The organism is Endozoicomonas ascidiicola (genome assembly GCF_001646945.1).
Lineage (GTDB): Bacteria > Pseudomonadota > Gammaproteobacteria > Pseudomonadales > Endozoicomonadaceae > Endozoicomonas > Endozoicomonas ascidiicola.
Window position 1 is genome coordinate 111,903 of sequence record NZ_LUTV01000004.1, and the last position, 19,057, is coordinate 130,959.

Sequence of the window (19,057 nt, forward strand, 5' to 3'; positions counted from 1 at the left end):
CGAGATTTAACCACACAGCGTTTACGTCGAGAGGTATTCAAAAGTGTTCCAGAGCTTGTGGAGGCAATAGAGGAATATATCGAAAAACATAACGAGAAGCCCAAGCCGTTTATATGGACAGCCAAGGCTAATGACATACTGGAGAAGGTAGTTCGAGCTAATTGCCGCTTAAGCAGCAAAAAGAACGGCGCACTACACTAGTGACGGATAAGCTATGCATCGGGTATCAGTGGTTCCATATCATAAATTACAAATATTGATGGGCTTAGTGATGATGAAAGCTGTAAAGGTTGCCATGGCTGTAGGCATGGCAGTAGTCCTTTCCGCTTGTGGGGGAGCGGAAGAAGCGGTCAAGGTAAAAGACACGCTGGTGATTGGTCAGGGTGCGGATGCCAAGACCCTTGACCCTCACACAACCAATGATCAGCCATCCTCCCGTGTTGCTGTGCAGATCTACAGCCAGTTGGTTGAAACTGACAAGGATATGAACATCGTTCCGGGTCTGGCGGAGTCCTGGAAAAGTCTGGACGACAAAACCACTCAATTCGTGCTGAGAAAAGGCGTTAAGTTTCACAATGGTGAGGAGCTTAAAGCTGCTGACGTTAAGTTCACCCTTGAAGCAATGATTGCAGCGCCAACGGTTGCGCACATCGTTAGTGCCATTGACTCTGTCGATATCGTTGACGACTATACCGTGAATGTCATCACCAAAGAGCCATTTGGTCCTCTGCTTTACCACCTGACTCACACCGCCGCTTCCATTCTCAATGAAAAAGCCGTAAAGGCTGCTGGTGACGCCTATGGTCAACAGCCAGTGGGGACTGGTCCTTACCAATTCGTTGATTGGGCTGCTGGTGACCGTATCACCCTGAAAGCGTTTGACGACTATTACGGTGGCAAGCAGGCGATTCCTAATGTCGTTTTCCGCAATATTCCAGAAGGTACCAACCGTGCGATCGCCCTGGAAACCGGCGAAATTGATATCGGTTATGATCTTGAGCCTATCGACAAAGATACCGTGCGTAATAAGGAAAATCTTGCGCTGGTGGAAGAAGAGTCATTCTCTGTCGCTTATCTTGGCTTCAACACAAAGAAAGCACCGTTTGATAATGTGAAAGTCCGTCAGGCAATTTCTTATGCCATCAATGCAGACGACATTGTTGAAGCAGTTCTGATGGGTGCCGGAGCGCCTTCCAGATCTCCGATTGGTCCAAAAGTGTTTGGTTACAACCCGGATATCGATAGATATCAGCAGAACTTTGACAAAGCCCGTGAGCTGCTGGCTGAAGCGGGTTTGCCAGATGGTTTCAAAACCACTATCTGGACCAATGACAACCCAACCCGGGTACAGATCGCTCAGGTGCTTCAGGCGCAACTGCGTCAGATTGGCGTTGATATGTCCATTGAAGTGGTTGAATGGGGCGCTTTCCTGGACGGAACTTCCCGTGGTAACCACGACATGTTCATCCTTGGCTGGGTAGCTGTGACTGGTGATGCGGACTATGGCCTCTATGCACTGTTCAATTCCGCTACTCACGGCGGTGCTGGTAACCGTTCTTTCTACAGCAATGCTGAAGTAGATCAGTTGTTGAATCAGGCGCGTACCTCTATCGATGCGGCTGAGCGTAAAGAACTGTACGGCAAAGTTCAGGTAATTCTGCAAAATGAAGTACCTACATTCTCTATTTATGACCAATACCAGAACATTGGCATTCAGAAGAATGTACTGGGCTTCAGCATGGCACCGGCTGGCCACCACAAACTCAGAGGTGTGAGCTTCGCAGGCTGACTTTTCATTTGACTTAGCGACGGCTCTACTCTCACATCGTTCCTACGCTGCGAGGGTGTCGCAAAAGCCCTGGCTCCCATGCTTTTATGCCCTTTGGGTATTGCGTGGGAACCCATACTTCTAGCCCTTTGAAAATTCGAGGGTATGCATTCCCACGCAAAGCATGGGAACGAGATGTCTGGAGTTTTGCGACAGCCTCGCTGAGACCAGTACTCGCATCTGTAATCTGGGAGTCAGAGGTGAGATCAGCTGTCGTATGCTTTCTGCTTATCGGAGCTTAGGTGTGCTCCGATGGATTCATCCCCTTATCAGGTGAACCATGTATAGATTTATTCTCAAAAGGCTATTGCTGCTGATACCCGTATTGCTGGGTGTCTCACTGCTGGTATTTGCCATCATGTCCTTCACCCCCGGAGATCCGGCTCAGTTGATTCTCGGGGAAAATGCCCCCGCTGAAGCCGTCGCCGAACTGCGTGAAGAAATGGGGCTTAATGATCCGTTTGTGCTTCGTTATGCCCGCTTTGTGGGTAATGCCGTCACTGGTGACCTGGGCCAGTCCTACACCAGTGGGCGTGATGTGTTCGATGAAATTTTTTCCCGCTTCCCCAATACGCTGATTCTAGCAGCGCTGGGTGTTCTTATTGCAGTGGTTATTGGTATTCCCATTGGCATCATTTCAGCTACACGACAATATTCAATGATCGACAGTGGCTCGATGATCTTTGCGCTGCTGGGTGTTTCCATGCCGAACTTCTGGCTTGGTTTGATGATGATCCTGTTGTTCGCCGTTAACCTCGGCTGGGTACCCTCTGGTGGTTATTCAAGCTGGAGCTCTCTGATCATGCCGGCCATCACCTTAGGCACTGGCTCCGCCGCTATTATCACCCGGATGACCCGTTCTTCCATGCTGGAAGTGATTCGTCAGGATTACATTCGTACCGCACGAGCCAAAGGTGTGGCCGAAAATCTGGTCATTAACCGTCATGCCCTGAAGAACGCCCTGATTCCTGTGATCACAGTGATTGGCTTGCAGTTCGGTATGCTCTTGGGTGGAGCGGTATTAACGGAAACCGTGTTCTCCTGGCCCGGTGTTGGCCGGATGATGGTGGATGCGATTCGCCAGAAAGATACGCCCACTGTCTTAGGTGCAGTGGTGTTTCTTGCCACCACATTCAGTCTGGTGAACCTGTTCGTAGATTTGCTCTACGGTTTTGTTGATCCACGTATCAAATCCCAGTACGCCTAAGGAGCAAGAATCATGTCTCAGGAAATGACGCTGGATCCGATACAGGGTCAGCTGGAAAAGGAGCCGGTAAAAGGCGCTCCAAAAAAGCGCAGTCAGTGGTTAGAAGTTTGGAGTCGTTTAAAGCGCGACAAGATGGCCATGCTGGGCCTGGTCATTATTACTATCGTGGTGTTGGCTGCCATTTTTGCGGATTTCATTGCTGATTATGAAACCGTCGTGATTGCTCAAAATCTTTCTGACCGTCTTCAGGGCCCCAGTGCCCAGTACTGGTTGGGAACCGATGAGTTTGGCCGTGATATTTTTGCTCGAATCATCCACGGCACCCGGGTTTCCCTGATGGTGGGTGTGTTGTCCGTAGCCATTGCCATTGTGTTGGGCGGCGGCCTTGGTGCTGTCGCGGGTTATTATGGCGGAAAGCTAGATAACGTCATCATGCGGGTCATGGATATCTTTCTTGCTGTGCCCAGTATTCTGCTGGCGATTGCCATTGTTTCCGCATTGGGGGCAAACCTGATGAACCTGATGTTCGCCATTGCCATTTCCAGTGTGCCGACTTATGCCCGTGTCGTACGTGCATCGGTACTGACGATTCGCGATCAGGAGTTCATTGAAGCGGCGCGTGCTATTGGTGCCAGTGATTTTCGGATCATCTTCCGCCATATCATTCCCAATTGCCTGTCGCCTGTCATTGTTCAGGGTGCGTTAGGGGTTGCTGGTGCGATTTTGTCCACTGCGGGTTTGAGCTTTATCGGTCTGGGCATTCAGCCGCCAGAGCCTGAATGGGGCGCAATGCTTGCCGGTGGTCGTCAATATTTGCGCCATGCATGGCACGTCACTACGTTCCCGGGTTTGACCATTATGATCACCATTCTTGCCCTGAACCTGCTGGGCGATGGTTTGCGTGATGCCCTTGATCCACGATTGAAACATTAACAGATACCTGATTATTCGAGAGCGGTTATGACAGAACAAGTGAATACACAGGATCTGTTGTCTATAGAAGACCTCAGCATCGTGTACGAAGTGGATGGTGAAACCACCTACGCGGTGAATAACCTGAATATCAGCCTCAAACGTGGCGAAACCCTTGGGCTGATTGGTGAAACCGGTGCCGGTAAAACCACGACCGCGTTGGGGATTATGGGGCTGGTGCCTAATCCGCCAGGGCGTATTGTGAACGGCAAAGTGATCTTTGATGGTGAAGATTTACTGCAATTGCCTAAAGAGAAAATGCGCAGTGTTCGGGGCAACCGTATCTCCATGATCTTTCAGGATCCAATGACCTCGTTGAATCCGGTGATGACTGTGGGTGAACAAATTGCTGAGGTAATCCAGATTCACGAAGGTGTGAGCAAGCAGTCGTCTTTCCAGAAAGCAAAAGACATGCTGGAAATGGTTGGCATTCCGGCGGCACGCTCTGGCGATTACCCGCATCAGTTTTCCGGTGGTATGAAACAGCGGGTTGTCATTGCCATTGCCCTCGCCTGCAACCCGGATCTTCTTATTGCGGATGAACCCACCACGGCGCTGGATGTTACCATTCAGGCGCAGGTGTTGGATCTGATGAAAGACCTGAAAACTCGCTATAACACTGCCATGCTGCTGATCACTCACGATCTTGGTGTGGTTGCCCAGGTATGCGACAAAGTCGCCATAATGTACGCCGGTGAAGTGGTAGAAAGCGGTGATATTCGCGACGTGTATGAAAACACCAAACACCCATACACTAAAGGGTTGTTTGGCTCGATTCCGGATCTTGATCACACGGTTGGACGACTGAAGCCTATTAAAGGCATGATGCCGGACCCGACAGACCCACCGTCAGGTTGTAAATTCCACCCACGTTGTCCGGATGCCACTGCAATGTGTTCCCTTTCTGAGCCAGAACCCGTGTTGACGGAATCCGGTCATACAGCCCGCTGTTTTATGTTGCAGGCAATGGCAGAGCCATTAGCTGTACAAAAGCCTTTAGCTGCACAGAAGCCTTTAACAGAACTCAATCGGGTGCAGGGATAAAGTTATGTCAGACACTATTCTGGAAGTCAGAAACCTCAAGAAGTACTTTGATACGCCAAAAGGTCTGCTGCATGCGGTGGACGGTGTGAACTTTGTCATTGAGAAAGGCAAAACGCTGGGAATCGTGGGTGAGTCCGGCTGTGGTAAATCCACCACCGGTCGGGTCATTCTACGCCTATTGGATGCCACTGATGGTGAAATTCTGTTTGAAGGGAAGAACATCCGTGAGTTCAGTAAGGAGCAGATGATACGACTCCGGGAAGATATGCAGATTATCTTTCAGGATCCCTTTGCTTCACTGAATCCACGGATGACTGCCAGTGAAATCATTGGTGAACCTCTGATTATTCACAACAAGGTGAAGAGCAAGCAGGAACTCAGTGAGCGTGTTGCCGAGCTGATGGCGCTGGTAGGTCTTAGTCCTCGCCTGGTGAACACTTATCCTCATGAGCTGGACGGTGGCAGACGACAACGTATCGGTATTGCCAGGGCGCTGGCCCTAAACCCTAAGTTCATTATTTGTGATGAACCGGTTTCTGCGCTCGATGTATCCATTCAGGCGCAGATTCTGAACCTGATGCAGGATCTTCAGGAGCAACTCGGGCTAACCTATATTTTCATTACCCATGATTTGTCGGTGGTAAAACATTTCTCCGATGAAATTGCAGTCATGTACTTGGGGCAGCTCATCGAGAAAGCGCCAGCAAAAGAGCTGTTTAAGAACCCTTCACACCCGTATACCAAGGCATTGTTATCAGCGATTCCATCCATCTATCTGGATCATAAAATGGAACGTGAGGCATTAAAGGGAGAAATTACGTCTCCGGTCAATCCTGCACCGGGCTGTCGTTTTGCCCCACGCTGTCAATACGCAGCGGCGGAATGTACGGCCAGAGAGATTGACCTTAAAGAAATTAATGAAGGACACTTCGTTGCCTGTGCCATGGTGGAGAAAGGTTAAAGATTACTAATCTACCGGCGTGGCGTGAAATCACTCACGCCGGTTTCATCAAACTGAATTTTGCAGGCATTGACCATTTTTTCCCGAAGTTTTTGTCGCGCGCGTTGTAATCTGGCCTTGGTGGCAGGTAGCGATAAACTGGCTTTGTGGGTATAGACGTCTTGGGGCATCTTTTGAATGTCACAGTGCTCGATGATATCCCGGTCAGTGTCTTTCAACTCTGTCAGCACTCTTAACATGCAATGTTCCAGCTTCATAAGAACCGGCTCATCCATCTCCGGGTCTTCCAGATCGATATCAGGAACTATTGCTGAGCGGTCGATTCTGGATGATTTTCTTGAGGCATCAATCAGCGTGTTGCGGGTAATGGTGAACAGCCAGCTTTTCGCGTGCTCCAGCGTACAAAATCGTTCTCGATGTTCGAGAGATTTCAGAAAAACATCCTGAAGCAAGTCCTTACTTAAATCGGGGTCACCCGTTTGTTTCAGCAGCCAGCCATGGAGGCTTTTTTCATTGTCGGTCCATGCGTTCATCAAGCAATTCATTGTGCTGATACCGTCTGCAACGATCAAGAGGCTGTCGCAAGAGGAAGCGAGCGCAGCCCTTTTGTGTCAGTCTCTCAATCAGGGAACGTGGTAACCCATTGGCTTCTGGTCATCGTACTGCAACCAGATTTTATTCAGCCACTCTTCGGAGCCCAGCCATTCCAGAATCCACTTTAGTCCCTGCCCCATATTTTCCTGATTCCAGGCTAAAAGGCATCCGTCGTTAAATTGCAGGTCAGGCACATCTTTCTTCACCAGCATGCCTTCCTGAATATAAGGTTTGGCAAAATGGCTGGGTAGAATGGTTGCTCCGAGTCCTCTCAGTAGGCACTCAATCGCCACACGGAAACTGGGAACCAGAAGAACCTGCTGATTTTCCAACAGAAGATTGTAGCCCTGTCGGAAAAAGCGGGAAGTGTCCTGAATGCAGATAGATCGGTGAGACTGCAGATCTTCCATCGACATGGGTTCTTTGTGCTTGGCTAACGGGTGATCCGGCGACACCACAAAGTCCCAGCTCATCTTACCCATTGAGCGCCAGCCAAAACGGTCTTGATTGAGAATAGCGTCCGGAATGGTTTGAGGGGCGCCAATTGCTAGCTGACAGCGGCCGTGGAACAAAGAATCCCATGAACCATTGTACACTTCAGAGTTAATGACCAGCTCGGTTACCGGGCGAACAGCCTGAAAATCCTGAACCAGATCATAAATTTTTCCCTGGTTAACCACATTGTCCACAGCAATGCGCAACTCCTGCTCCCATCCGGTCGCCAGTTGTCGTGTGGTATTTTCAAGGTCTTCCAGAGCGGCCAGTAATTTATCGGTATTTTCGATAAAGTGCTCACCAGCGGGGGTGAGTTCTACCCGTTTACTGTCTCTGAGAAATAACTGAACACCGAGTCGGTCTTCCAGCTTCCGAACGGTATAACTGATTGCCGAAGGAACCTTGTGCAGGTGCTTTGCCGCTGCGGTAAAGTTTCGAAAGTGGGCCACGGCCCGGACAATCTGTAGCGTTTCCGTTGGAATCATAAGATAGTGGTGTTCAGCTATTTCTGAAAAGGGCAGCCATCATACATGATCACTGCCGTTGTTTTGCGTGTATTTTTTGATCTGGGGCAAGGTTTGTTTGATCAGTTGTGATTGTAACCGGCTGAATCTTCTTCTGTACCTGCTTGTTGAACAGGATGCTTTTCAAAGTAATCAAGGCACCGCTTAAGGTCATCAATCAGCAAGTCAGCCAGATCTCTGGTAAAGCCATGACGAACCAGAATTCGCATAATCACCAGATCTTCCCGGTTGGCAGGCATAGAGTAAGCGGCGATTTGCCAGCCTCGGCTACGGATTCGATCCGACAGGTCATACAGATTAAAACCAGGCTTTAATCCTTTCTTTAATGACCAGCTCATGGCTGGGATACCGCCTTTGCCATCATAGATAATATCAAACACGCCTAAGCTTTCGATCTGCTTGCTGAGGTATTGGGCCGTGTCATAACAGGCTTGCTGTATACGTCGATAGCCTTCTTTTCCGAGTCTTAGAAAAATGTAGTATTGAGCGGCAATCTGCCCGCCGGGGCGGGAGAAGTTCAGGGCAAAAGTGGGCATGTTGCCGCCCAGATAGTTAACGTTGAAGATCAGATTTTCTGGGAGATCTTCTTTATCACGCCAAACCACCCAGCCTGCTCCTAACGGTGCCAAACCAAACTTGTGGCCTGATGCGTTGATGGATTTAACCCTTGAGAGCCGGAAATCCCACTTCAGCTCTGGTTCACAGAACGGTGCGAGAAAGCCGCCACTGGCTGCATCCACATGAACGGGAATATCAAGCCCGGTATCTTTCTGGAGTTTATCAAGCGCTTTGCAGACCGCTTCGACCGGCTCGTACTGACAGGTAAATGTGACGCCCAGTGTTGGCACGACACCGATCGTATTTTCATCACAGCGCTTAATCACTTCTTCTGGGCTCATGATAAGGCGGTCACCTTCCATGGGAATTTCCCGAAGTTCCACATCCCAGTAACGGGCAAATTTGTGCCAGCAGATTTGCACCGGGCCGCAGATCAGATTGGGTTTATCGGTGGGTTTACCCTGTTGTTTCATACGTTCACGCCAGCGCCACTTCAACGCCATACCGCCGAGCATCGCAGCTTCGCTGGAACCGGTGGTCGAACAGCCCAGCGTATTCACTGCATCGGGGGAGTTCCAGAGATCTGCCAGCATATGCACGCATCGGCTTTCCAACTCGGCAGTTTGTGGGTATTCATCTTTGTCGATCATGTTTTTGTCGACGCATTCATCCATGATTTTGTGGACTTCGTCTTCTACCCAGGTCTGGCAGAATGTGGCTAGATTTTGGCGAGAATTGCCATCCAGCATTAACTCATCATGGACGATCTGATAGGCATGCCTGGGATCTTGCGAATCCTCTGGCATTTTGTATTTAGGCATACTGATGGATAAATCCGATGACGCATAAACGTCATCAGTCTTTTGAGTGTCAGTCGATTTTTTTTTGTGCAGAAAGTGGAGAGGCATGATAGAAATTCCAGCTGCATAAACAGGGGCATGAAATTGAGCGACAGTGGACAACGCCCAAGACTGGCAAAATTATAGACTCTGTTGATCATTCCTTGTTCAAAAAATCAGAATGATCATCCGGATATTCTTAATTTACGATGCGGATAATTGATCTATATGATGCTTTCTTCGTTCCATTTGCATTACTGCCGGGAACCAGTAGCGCTAACTGAGAAAGGCTTAGACTATGACCATTGCCTGTTCCAATAGATTAAGCCTCAGCAATGGACGAATGGGTTTGCAGATCGCTCTGCAGGCTCAGGTGGATGATCAGCGAAAGAACCCTGTACTCTGACGGGGTTTTTTTGTACTCGGCAAAAATGCGTTGTCGTAAAATCTCCCTTATATTATTGGAACAGTAACTTATTTCATGCCAGACACGTGGGTCTGATGCACTTGTCTGGTGCTTAAGAGGAGATCGCTTTAACCAGCGATAGCTCCTTAATCAATCCAGTGAGACCTTCCCATGACCGACCTGAATGCCCGTAGCCGTCAGGCACTGCAATTAATGGATCTGACCTCCCTGAACGACGATGATACTCCTGAAAAAATCATCGAGCTCTGCCATCAGGCTCATACCGAAGTTGGAAACACGGCAGCTGTCTGTATTTACCCACGTTTTATTCCAATTGCCAGAAAAACGCTGGACTCACTCGGTTTGTATAACGTGACAATTGCTACTGTCACTAACTTTCCTGCAGGCGGTGATGATATCGATATCGCAGTCGCAGAAACCAATGCAGCTATCGCCTATGGTGCTGATGAAGTTGATGTGGTGTTCCCATATCACGCATTTATGGCCGGTAATGAAGAGGTCGGTGCTGAACTGGTTCGCCGTTGCAAAGAAGTCTGTGCACAAAAAGGTATTTTGCTAAAGGTGATCATTGAAACCGGTGAGTTGAATGACCCTTCTCTGATCCGCAAAGCCAGTGAAATCTCCATTGAAGCCGGTGCTGATTTTATCAAAACCTCTACCGGTAAAGTGGCCGTGAATGCAACGCCTGAGTCGGCTCGCATTATGCTGGAAGCCATTCGTGACAGCGGTAATACCAAGGTCGGTTTCAAACCTGCTGGTGGCATTAAAACCGCGGAGGATGCAGCGCAGCATCTGGATATGGCTGCTGAAATTCTGGGTGAAGACTGGATCAACCGTAACCACTATCGCTTTGGCGCCAGTAGCCTACTTGGCAATCTGATGATTGCACTGGGTATTAAGAAAGGTAACGCCGGTGATACTGTAAACGAAGGATACTGAGTTATGTTTCTGCCACAGGAAGTCATTCGTCGTAAACGCCAGGGTGAAGTGCTCAACGATCAGGATATCCGTGACTTTATCGCCGGTGTAACAAACGACACTGTATCGGAAGGCCAGATCGGTGCCTTCGCCATGGCCGTTTACTTTCAGGGCATGGATATCAATGAGCGCATCGCTCTGACTTGCGCCATGCGGGATTCTGGAGACGTGATGGATTGGTCTGGAGATAACCTCTCTGGTCCTATTCTGGATAAACACTCGACCGGCGGTGTGGGTGATGTGGTCAGCCTGATGCTTGGCCCGATGATTGCTGCCTGTGGTGGGTTTGTGCCAATGATTTCTGGTCGAGGCCTTGGTCATACCGGTGGCACGCTGGATAAACTGGACAGCATTCCCGGTTATACGACCAGCGCCTCTGAAGCGTTGTTCCGTAAGGTGGTAAAAGACGCGGGTGTTGCCATTGTTGGTCAGACTGGTGAATTGGCCCCGGCGGATAAGCGTATTTATGGCATCCGTGATGTCACTGCGACGGTGGAATCCATCGGTATGATCACTGCCTCTATTCTCTCCAAGAAGTTGGCAGAAGGTCTGGATGCTTTGGTGATGGATGTCAAAGTTGGCAGCGGTGCATTTATGCCGACGTTTGAACAGTCTGTCGAACTGGCAGAAAGTATTGTACAGGTGGCTAATGGTGCTGGTGTAAAAACCACGGCACTATTGACGGACATGAATCAGTGCCTGGCATCCTCTGCGGGCAATGCGGTCGAAGTGCGTGAAGCGGTGCGATTCCTTACCGGTGAATACCGTAATGAACGCCTGATGGAAATTACCATGGCGCAATCGGCTGAACTGCTGGTGTCTGGTGGGCTTGCACAATCTCTCGAGCAGGCTCGCGAAAAGCTACTGACGGTGTTGGATAATGGCAAGGCTGCAGAAGTCTTTGGTCGTATGGTTCATGGTTTGGGTGGCCCTGCAGATTTTGTTGAGCGGTATGATGATTATCTTAAAGGCGCCTCAATTGTAAAGCCAATTTATCTGGAAGCGGATGGTTTTGTCGCAGCCATGAATACCCGTGAAGTAGGACTTTCAGTTGTACAGCTGGGTGGTGGTCGGAAAGTGTCTGCAGATTCCATCGACTATGCGGTGGGTATAACAGAGATTTGCAGGCTGGGAGATCGTATTGATCCATCCCGTCCAATTGCCATACTGCATGCGAGCTCAGAAGATTCCTGGGATCAGGCTGCAGCGATGTTGAGAAATGCTATCACGGTTGCTGATCAGTCTCCGGAAATAAACCCGATGGTTTATTCATTACCGTAAAGACGGAGCATCACCTGAAGCTCAAGCAAACCGAGGGCTCCAGGTTGTTGCTAGTTCTGTAGCTTGCTAAGCTCCGGCTCAAAGACGTAACGACCAAGAACTTAATAGAAGGAAGCGCCAGTTGTTCTCGGGTACTTATTTTTACATTGATGAGCGTTACCGCTCTCGTCTGGAGCAGCTAGACATCACTTCTTTTGAACAGGCAATGTCTGTGTCTATTGGGGAGGTGATGGAGAAAGAGCTATCACGAGAAAGTCGTCGTATTAAACAAGACGGTCATGTTGCTTATTTAAAGCGACAGTTCGCGGTTTCCAAAAGGCTGTGTCTTGAAAGCAATTTGATGTTGCAAAAAGCACACACACCCGCAGTTAATGAAGACATTTATATCAAACAGCTGAAGTCTCGTGACTTTCTGGTGATGGACGTTATGGCTGTCGGTGAGCGCCGAGAGAACGGCTTTCCGATAAAGGGCTTTATTTTAGTAGATGAGGTTCCTGGGTTTCAGCTGGATCGTTTTCTGACGGACACCGATGATGAATCAGTGACTCAAGATCTCTTGACGGCTTATGGTCAATTGATTGCCAAGCTTCATCAGCAGGGTTTTTTTGCCCCGTTGCGCGTTAAAGATGTGATTATTCGCAACGTTGAAAGGTGCGAGTTGGTGATGATTGATCGAGAGATTAGAAATCCATACCCAAGAATACGTTCAAAAAAACGGGCTCAGCGCTCCCTCAGGGATGGTTTCCGTCGTACACGACGAGAGTTCAAGAAATTCAATGATGCTATGGAAGCCATTGTCATGAGCGCCTATCAAGAGCAGATGAACAGTTAATACCATTTTCATAGGATGCAGGAGTAGCGAATGAAGCGTGCAATTATCCTAGTAATGGACTCATTTGGCATTGGAGCCACCGCAGACGCTGATAAATTTGGCGATGTAGGTTCTAACACCATTGGTCACATTGCTCAGACCTGTGCTGAAGGAAAAGCCGACATTGGTCGTGAAGGACCTTTGAAACTTCCGGAGTTGGGCAGTCTGGGCTTGATTCATGCTGCTAAAGAGTCCAGCGGTGAATTCCCAATGGGCATGCAACACGATATGCCGATTGTGGGTGCTTATGGTTATGCTAAAGAACTCTCCAGCGGTAAAGATACGCCCAGCGGTCATTGGGAAATGGCCGGTGTACCTGTTCTCTTTGAATGGGGTTATTTCCGCGATGAACAGAACAGCTTTCCGCAAGAGCTGTTGGATGAGCTGATCGATAAAGCCAGACTGCCTGGTGTACTCGGTAACTGCCACGCTTCAGGAACCAGTATCCTTGAAGATCTTGGTGAAGAGCACATGAAAACCGGCAAGCCGATTGTTTATACCTCGGCAGACAGTGTTTTCCAGATTGCTTGCCACGAAGAAACTTTTGGCTTGGATCGATTGATGGACGTTTGCAAAATCGCCCGTGAAATTCTTGAGCCATACAACATTGGACGTGTGATTGCCCGACCATTTACCGGCGATGATGCGGGTGATTTCCAACGTACAGGCAATCGTCGTGATTTCTCCGTGTTACCACCGGCGCCAACGGTATTGGATAAACTGGTAGCCAGCGGTGGTGAAGTCGTCAGCGTTGGTAAAATTGCGGATATTTTTGCCCATCAGGGAATTACCAAAAAAGTAAAAGCAACGGGTATCCCGGCGCTGTTTGAAGCCACCCGTGAAGCCCTTCTGGAAGCTGGCGACAGAAGCATTGTATTCACCAATTTTGTGGATTTTGACTCTTCTTTTGGTCATCGCCGAGATACTGCTGGCTACGCTTTAGCGCTGGAACAGCTGGATGCCATGTTGCCAGATCTGTTCTATTACATGAAAGACGATGATCTTCTGATCATCACTGCGGACCATGGTTGTGACCCTACCTGGCCGGGCACCGATCATACCCGTGAGCACATTCCTGTGTTGGCGTTCAGCAAAAAGCTGAAACCCGGTTCACTGGGGCAGCGCGAAACTTTTGCGGATATTGGTCAGACATTGGCGAATTATTTTGATCTTGAGCCAATGGAATACGGCACGTCTTTTTTGCCGCAAATTTTGAACGATTGATTGAATGATTGATCTGTGGCCTTGTGAACTATCCTGAATACGACAAAGATAGTTCGTAATGACTTAACTTGTGAGGACGGAATTGTGACTCCCCATATTAATGCTAAAGCTGGAGCCTTCGCTGAAACCTGTTTAATGCCCGGAGATCCACTGCGCGCTAAACATATTGCCGACACCTTTCTGGAAGGTGCTGAGCAAGTGACCGATGTTCGCAACATGCTGGGCTTCACCGGTACATACAAAGGCGAACGTGTATCGGTGATGGGTTCAGGAATGGGTATCCCTTCTGCATCCATTTACTACAAGGAACTGATCACCGAGTACGGTGTTAAGAACCTGATCCGTGTCGGTTCCGCTGGTGCGATCTCTAAAGACGTTGAAGTACGCGACATCGTGATTGGTATGGGTGCCTGCACCGATTCCAAAGTGAACCGTATCCGTTTTAAAGATCAGGACTTTGCAGCGATTGCTGACTATGTGATGTTGGAAAATGCAGTCAATGCGGCTCGTAAAATGAACCTGCCGGTTAAGGTCGGTAACCTGTTCTCGGCAGACCTATTCTACAACCCGGACCCAACCATGTTTGATGTCATGGAAAAATACGGCATTCTGGGTGTGGAGATGGAAGCCGCGGGCCTTTACGGTGTTTGTGCTGAATTTGGTGCAAAAGGTCTTGCGATCTGTACCGTCAGTGATCATATCCGTACAGGCGTTGCCCTGCCTCCGGAAGATCGTCAGAGCACCTTTAACGAAATGGTTGAAGTGGCGCTGAACTCTCTGTTGTAACCCTTTACAGCTATCCGGCTATGACCTCGTTCCTACGCAGAGTGAGGGTGTCGCAAAAGCCCTGGTTCCCATGCTTTGCGTGGGAACCCATAGATCTATCTCTTTGAAAATTAAGAGGTATGCATTCCCACGCGGAGCATGGGAACGAGGTTTCTGGAGTTTTGTGACAACCTCAAAGCATGGGAACGAGATGTTTGGAGTTTTTCGACACCCTCAGTGCATGGGAACCAGATATATTTTTCTATTCGTTACCAACCCACTCTGTTTCCACAATCAGATCCAAAATCCAGCGCTTGCTGGAAGCATCCGCTGGTGGGTTGGGCACATCAAACTCCTTGATTCGCAGGCGGTAAGCGTTACCTTCCTGAAAATCAAAGCCTTCAATGTTACCGAAGTGCAGTGCCCAGGGTTCTTCTTCTGACTCTCGAATTTGCAGGCACTCCATCGGTGCCACGCCCATGCATTCCGCTTTTTCTGGTGCAACGTAGATAAAACGGGTCAAGCCTTTACTCATATCAGGCATTTTTTCAAAGACGTAACTGACTTCACCGCTGCTAAGCACCAAATGCGTATCTGACAATTGAACCTGTGGTTCACTGGACAAAAGCTGCTTGAGTTGCTCTTCTCTGTCTGCGCCCTCACCAAAGCATGCCATCATAGTGCTGGCTAATTGCCCCACCACTAAATGCTCTCCGGACATTTTTGCAGAGCCAAACATCCGGTTACAACCAGCATAGGCTGATATACGATCTTTCTGGATATCCAGCGTCATAGGCGGATTATGCATGGGAGCAGATTCCTGCCAGCTACCTTCTGGTAAGGTGGTACAGCCAATAAGAAAAGCCGACATGGCGATAACCCCGGATTGGAGGCACTTCATTGAAAAACTCCTTTATCAAACACTGAAGATATAGGCCAAATCAGCAAGGTATTTTTTGGAATAATATTGATCTGGAGCAATGTAATCAGCGTATGCAGATTATTCGGTGAAAATTATTAATATACTCGTAAATGAAATAATAACCCGATTATTTCATTTGCTGTAGTTGATTCTCATTTGAAGTATAAAAAGAATGATTCTGTTTGTATTGGGGAATATAAACGGTCATTCACTTCATTAACGGTTGATTCAGCTTCAGACGAATAAAAACGGGATAAGATGAGGTTTCTTCATGTCTGATAAACGCGGATCCACCCGGCGACGCTTTTTGCAAATGGCTGCAGCGACAGCGCTGATTCCACTGCTCAATATACCGAGCCGACCGGCCAGAGCTGACGCTTTGCCGGCACTGGAAACTACCGATCCAACGGCCATTGCCCTGTTCTATCGAAAAACGCAGGAAGATGCCAAATCGGTTGATGGTTTTCAGGAAGGTAGAAAGTGTTCGAACTGTGCACTTTATGTTGCCAGTAACAGTGGCTGCGCACTCTTCCCGGGTAAGGCGGTTGAAGCGGAAGGTTGGTGTAAGGCCTGGGTGCCGAAGCCTGCTTGAAAAAATGATGGCAGAGGAAGAGCTCTGCCATCTTTATTACTGGTACTTAAATTTCAAATGAATAGCTCAGCCACGCTCTGAGATATTTGGCATTACCCTGCTCTGTGGCCATGCGAAACTCTTTATCATTATGGTTGTAAGCGTATTGAGCTTTTAGATTCAGATCTTTTAAGCCTAAGCTTTCGAAGTTGTACTTCACGGTTACGTCATGCTCGTATTCAGAGACGTCTTTGGATTTCCCGCCCACTTTTTCCGCTTTCATGCCGGAACCGTAAATGAAGTTATAACCGACTGAAAGACCTATCATGCCACTGTCGCTGAAATCATACTCACCGCCGATAAGCCACGCTTTTTCTTTATCATAATTGAAGTTAGAGTAGATGCTTGCCGTTGGCATATCGAAAGCACCTTGGGTGTTTTCGCCGAAGTAGTAATCATAGTAACCGATTTTATAATATTCGTTTCCTTCTGCTTTTGCTCCAGATGCTGTTTTTGCTTTTGAATAAGTAAAGGCTGCTGTGAGTGATAAAGAACCTGCATCAAATGTTGCATTCAAACCACTGGACTCGCCTTTTTTCTCAAAGGCTGATGTTTGTAGATCCCAACGTTTGCCATCTTCTTTGGCGTGATAATACATTGCACCTAATGTTAATTCAGAACCATCGTATAGTGGCATCTTGAAAGAGATATTACCGTTATGAGACTGAACATATTTATCTGCTAAACCATTGCGGTACTGGATTTCAAGGCTGCTTTGATTTCCTAGGTCAAAGGTATAGCTGAGCTCCATACCAATGACATTATCAATCTTATCTCCTTTATCATTTTGAATATCATGGAAGCCTGATTGGTTTCTTTTCGATACTTTATCAACCCAGGCGATTTTGCCGGTTAAACCATCCAAATCTACGGCCGCATCCACACCCTGCCAGGCGCTGGGTACGGAACGTGAACCCGAGATGGTTATCAATCCGGTTTCAACCAGCTGACGACCGGCTTTAAGATTTGCGGAAACGCCATCGTTGGTTTCTGGAAGTTTGAAATCGACCCAGAGCTGACCGAGGTTGCCGAAGGGCTCGTAGCTATCGTTAAGCAAACCATCAGTACCGTTGCCATCATGTATTGCTTCGTTGCGATCTTTCATATCAATTTTGACAACTTGATAGAAAGAAGCACCAAAGCCAACAACATCTGCAAAATGGGCTGTTTCTGCATTCAGCCAAAGTGCTCCCGTAGATGCACCTTTGTGTCTGTTTGCTTCGATACTCTTGTCGTTAAATCCCTTGTTTTCTTCGTCAAAGTGAACAACTTGCACCTTACCATCAATTTTCCCAATATCGTCCATTGAGTCATTATTATTATGATTCGCCATAGCCGGAATACTTAAAACTGCCACGGCATATGACAAAATTGAAGGTTTAAATATGGACAAAACATGCACCTGCTACATCAATGAAAGTGAATGAGATGAGCAAGTATAGATGCAGATTTAAAAAGTGAAGGGATTTACGCAACGGAAGAAAATATGTTTCATCGCTATTGCAATATAATTTGAGAAAAGAATTTAATAATGATTTTAGGGTAGCGGTAATGAATAGATGATCACTCATCCGTCATTCTCGGCTTCGAAACTGTAGCGAAACCCTCGTTCCCATGCTTCGCGTGGGAATCGGTGTTTGTCAACATAGTTGTCGCCTCAACTCAGGCAGCGTTACTTAGTTGCCCGGCAATACATTTATCAGGATTAAGCCAGACTTCATCCGGTAGATCCCAGTTTCTGGTTGCCCGGCTTCCCCAGCGCTCGGGATGACGTTTTTTCGCCAGCGCATAAACCACTTTCCTGTTATCCATGAGAGTCTCTGTCTCCCCTCGGTGCCTCTGCCCCGGTGTCAGGAACTTGATCCCGCTGTGCCTGTGCTCTTCGTTGTACCATTGGGTAAACCCAAGCACCCAAGTACGAGCCGCTTTGAGATCAGTAAACGGCTTGGAAGGGTAACCAGGCCGGTACTTCAGTGTTCTGAATATCGCTTCAGCGTAAGGGTTATCATCACTGACTCTCGGCCGACTGAAGGAGCTCACTACACCAAGGCTCTGCAAGGTAGACAGCATGGTGCCRCCTTTCATGGYACTGCCATTGTCTGAATGTAAGACCAAYGGCCTCTCCAGGGCTGAWATACCATGGCGCAGACACGCTTTGGTRATCATTTTYGAGGCGTGTTCTGCCGATTCATTTTCATGAACCTCCCAGGTCACAATCATACGACTGTATATATCTATAACCAGATACAGGTAAAAGAATTGGCCACGCACCGGCGAGCGTAGAAAAGTGATATCCCAAGACCAGACCTGATTCGGACCCGTTGCACAGTAAGASGTCGGCYTACGTYGMGCTGGTTTGGCTGCACGCCCGCGGTGCTGCTGTTGCCCGYGTTTATGCATGACYCGATAGAAAGTGCTTTCAGAGCCCAGATAGACACCTTCATCRACSAGAACAGGCACAATCTGGCTTGGCGGCAGACTCTTAAAACGCTCACTATTACAAACGTCAATGAYCGTCTGTTCCTCGGCTTCAGAAAGCTTGYTAGCGGGCGCTGGTCGAACAGCATTTTTACGATTATCAGGCAGCACCTCATCACCGTTCACCCAGCGTTGAATCGTTCTTTCTGATAGGCCAATAGCTTCGCAGGCTTTCGACTGCCGAGCCCCGTCTTTCACCGCCTGTTTGATCAGGCTAACTGTATGCTGTCGATCCGGGAGAGAGACTAATCGTCCTCTGCTGTTCCCCAGATCTCTTGGGCCTTTTTGTGAGCACCAGCAAGGCAGCAGTTTCTGCTAACGCCTTGTCCTTGCGGTTAAGTTCACGCTCAAGTTTTTTGATGRTTTTCTTATCTTTCCTGTGCTCGTCAGACAGTGCCTTGCCCTGCTTTGACGGACTGGCAGGCTGGTCAGAAGCACTGTTAATAAAGGCTGATTTC

General features: G+C 48.4%; 16 protein-coding genes and 2 pseudogenes. 12 read left to right on the top strand and 6 right to left on the bottom strand.

What is annotated here, in order from left to right; translation table 11 throughout:
• The 6 genes and pseudogenes from AKL11_RS25925 to AKL11_RS11285 all read left to right on the top strand — a co-directional run.
• A pseudogene (locus AKL11_RS25925) lies at positions 1-201 on the top strand (IS630 family transposase); the annotation flags it as partial.
• Between the two features lie 70 nt (positions 202-271).
• Entirely contained in the window at positions 272-1,789 is a 1,518-nt protein-coding gene (locus AKL11_RS11265; RefSeq protein ID WP_067518421.1) for a glutathione ABC transporter substrate-binding protein, read from the top strand.
• Between the two features lie 319 nt (positions 1,790-2,108).
• Complete coding sequence (nikB, locus tag AKL11_RS11270; protein WP_067517454.1) at positions 2,109-3,035, top strand: nickel ABC transporter permease; 927 nt, start codon at positions 2,109-2,111, stop codon at positions 3,033-3,035.
• A 12-nt stretch (positions 3,036-3,047) separates the two neighbouring features.
• Complete coding sequence (gene nikC, locus AKL11_RS11275; protein WP_172807275.1) at positions 3,048-3,968, top strand: nickel transporter permease; 921 nt, start codon at positions 3,048-3,050, stop codon at positions 3,966-3,968.
• A gap of 27 nt (positions 3,969-3,995) precedes the next feature.
• Entirely contained in the window at positions 3,996-5,051 is a 1,056-nt protein-coding gene (locus AKL11_RS11280) for an ABC transporter ATP-binding protein (protein ID WP_067517456.1), read from the top strand.
• Positions 5,052-5,055: 4 nt separating this feature from the next.
• Entirely contained in the window at positions 5,056-6,012 is a 957-nt protein-coding gene (locus tag AKL11_RS11285) for an ABC transporter ATP-binding protein (RefSeq protein WP_067517461.1), read from the top strand.
• A gap of 11 nt (positions 6,013-6,023) precedes the next feature.
• Here AKL11_RS11285 and AKL11_RS11290 read toward each other — a convergent pair whose 3' ends face one another.
• The 3 genes from AKL11_RS11290 to gad all read right to left on the bottom strand — a co-directional run bounded on the left by AKL11_RS11290 (position 6,024) and on the right by gad (position 9,091).
• Positions 6,024-6,545, bottom strand: a complete 522-nt coding sequence (locus AKL11_RS11290) for a sigma-70 family RNA polymerase sigma factor (RefSeq protein ID WP_067518427.1) — start codon at positions 6,543-6,545, stop codon at positions 6,024-6,026.
• Between the two features lie 90 nt (positions 6,546-6,635).
• Positions 6,636-7,586: a LysR substrate-binding domain-containing protein gene (locus AKL11_RS11295; RefSeq protein WP_067517463.1), complete on the bottom strand. Its 951-nt coding sequence runs from the start codon at positions 7,584-7,586 to the stop codon at positions 6,636-6,638.
• A 101-nt stretch (positions 7,587-7,687) separates the two neighbouring features.
• Positions 7,688-9,091: a glutamate decarboxylase gene (gene gad / locus AKL11_RS11300; RefSeq protein ID WP_067517465.1), complete on the bottom strand. Its 1,404-nt coding sequence runs from the start codon at positions 9,089-9,091 to the stop codon at positions 7,688-7,690.
• 508 nt (positions 9,092-9,599) lie between these two features.
• On the opposite strand from gad, the gene deoC reads away from it, so the two are divergent.
• The 5 genes from deoC to deoD all read left to right on the top strand — a co-directional run bounded on the left by deoC (position 9,600) and on the right by deoD (position 14,589).
• Positions 9,600-10,388, top strand: a complete 789-nt coding sequence (gene deoC / locus AKL11_RS11305; protein WP_067517467.1) for a deoxyribose-phosphate aldolase — start codon at positions 9,600-9,602, stop codon at positions 10,386-10,388.
• A 3-nt stretch (positions 10,389-10,391) separates the two neighbouring features.
• On the top strand, positions 10,392-11,708 hold the full coding sequence (gene deoA, locus AKL11_RS11310; protein ID WP_067517469.1) for a thymidine phosphorylase: 1,317 nt from the start codon (positions 10,392-10,394) through the stop codon (positions 11,706-11,708).
• 121 nt (positions 11,709-11,829) lie between these two features.
• Positions 11,830-12,540 carry a lipopolysaccharide kinase InaA family protein gene (locus AKL11_RS11315; protein ID WP_067517471.1) on the top strand — a complete coding sequence of 237 codons (711 nt, stop codon included), beginning with the start codon at positions 11,830-11,832 and terminating at the stop codon, positions 12,538-12,540.
• A gap of 30 nt (positions 12,541-12,570) precedes the next feature.
• Complete coding sequence (locus AKL11_RS11320) at positions 12,571-13,803, top strand: phosphopentomutase (protein WP_067517473.1); 1,233 nt, start codon at positions 12,571-12,573, stop codon at positions 13,801-13,803.
• Positions 13,804-13,884: 81 nt separating this feature from the next.
• Entirely contained in the window at positions 13,885-14,589 is a 705-nt protein-coding gene (gene deoD, locus AKL11_RS11325; RefSeq protein ID WP_067517476.1) for a purine-nucleoside phosphorylase, read from the top strand.
• Between the two features lie 241 nt (positions 14,590-14,830).
• Here deoD and AKL11_RS11330 read toward each other — a convergent pair whose 3' ends face one another.
• Positions 14,831-15,469 (bottom strand): META and DUF4377 domain-containing protein, encoded by a 639-nt coding sequence (locus AKL11_RS11330; RefSeq protein WP_067517477.1) that lies wholly within the window; start codon positions 15,467-15,469, stop codon positions 14,831-14,833.
• Positions 15,470-15,761: 292 nt separating this feature from the next.
• Here AKL11_RS11330 and AKL11_RS11335 point away from each other — a divergent pair, with 292 nt between their 5' ends.
• Entirely contained in the window at positions 15,762-16,082 is a 321-nt protein-coding gene (locus tag AKL11_RS11335; protein ID WP_067517479.1) for a high-potential iron-sulfur protein, read from the top strand.
• 46 nt (positions 16,083-16,128) lie between these two features.
• Here the strand turns inward: AKL11_RS11335 and AKL11_RS11340 are convergent, their stop codons facing one another.
• On the bottom strand, positions 16,129-17,514 hold the full coding sequence (locus AKL11_RS11340; protein ID WP_067517481.1) for an OprD family outer membrane porin: 1,386 nt from the start codon (positions 17,512-17,514) through the stop codon (positions 16,129-16,131).
• A gap of 269 nt (positions 17,515-17,783) precedes the next feature.
• Positions 17,784-19,057: pseudogene (locus AKL11_RS11345) on the bottom strand (IS3 family transposase); the annotation flags it as partial.

What these genes read in the sequence shown, in the direction of transcription:
- AKL11_RS11335 (WP_067517479.1), top strand. Translation starts at nt 15,762, where the DNA reads ATGTCTGATAAACGCGGATCCACCCGGCGACGCTTTTTGCAAATGGCT.
- deoA (WP_067517469.1), top strand. Translation starts at nt 10,392, where the DNA reads ATGTTTCTGCCACAGGAAGTCATTCGTCGTAAACGCCAGGGTGAAGTG.
- AKL11_RS11320 (WP_067517473.1), top strand. Translation starts at nt 12,571, where the DNA reads ATGAAGCGTGCAATTATCCTAGTAATGGACTCATTTGGCATTGGAGCC.
- AKL11_RS11265 (WP_067518421.1), top strand. Translation starts at nt 272, where the DNA reads ATGATGAAAGCTGTAAAGGTTGCCATGGCTGTAGGCATGGCAGTAGTC.
- nikC (WP_172807275.1), top strand. Translation starts at nt 3,048, where the DNA reads ATGTCTCAGGAAATGACGCTGGATCCGATACAGGGTCAGCTGGAAAAG.
- AKL11_RS11290 (WP_067518427.1), bottom strand. Translation starts at nt 6,545, where the DNA reads ATGAACGCATGGACCGACAATGAAAAAAGCCTCCATGGCTGGCTGCTG.
- nikB (WP_067517454.1), top strand. Translation starts at nt 2,109, where the DNA reads ATGTATAGATTTATTCTCAAAAGGCTATTGCTGCTGATACCCGTATTG.
- AKL11_RS11295 (WP_067517463.1), bottom strand. Translation starts at nt 7,586, where the DNA reads ATGATTCCAACGGAAACGCTACAGATTGTCCGGGCCGTGGCCCACTTT.
- AKL11_RS11280 (WP_067517456.1), top strand. Translation starts at nt 3,996, where the DNA reads ATGACAGAACAAGTGAATACACAGGATCTGTTGTCTATAGAAGACCTC.
- gad (WP_067517465.1), bottom strand. Translation starts at nt 9,091, where the DNA reads ATGCCTCTCCACTTTCTGCACAAAAAAAAATCGACTGACACTCAAAAG.
- AKL11_RS11330 (WP_067517477.1), bottom strand. Translation starts at nt 15,469, where the DNA reads ATGAAGTGCCTCCAATCCGGGGTTATCGCCATGTCGGCTTTTCTTATT.
- AKL11_RS11285 (WP_067517461.1), top strand. Translation starts at nt 5,056, where the DNA reads ATGTCAGACACTATTCTGGAAGTCAGAAACCTCAAGAAGTACTTTGAT.
- deoC (WP_067517467.1), top strand. Translation starts at nt 9,600, where the DNA reads ATGACCGACCTGAATGCCCGTAGCCGTCAGGCACTGCAATTAATGGAT.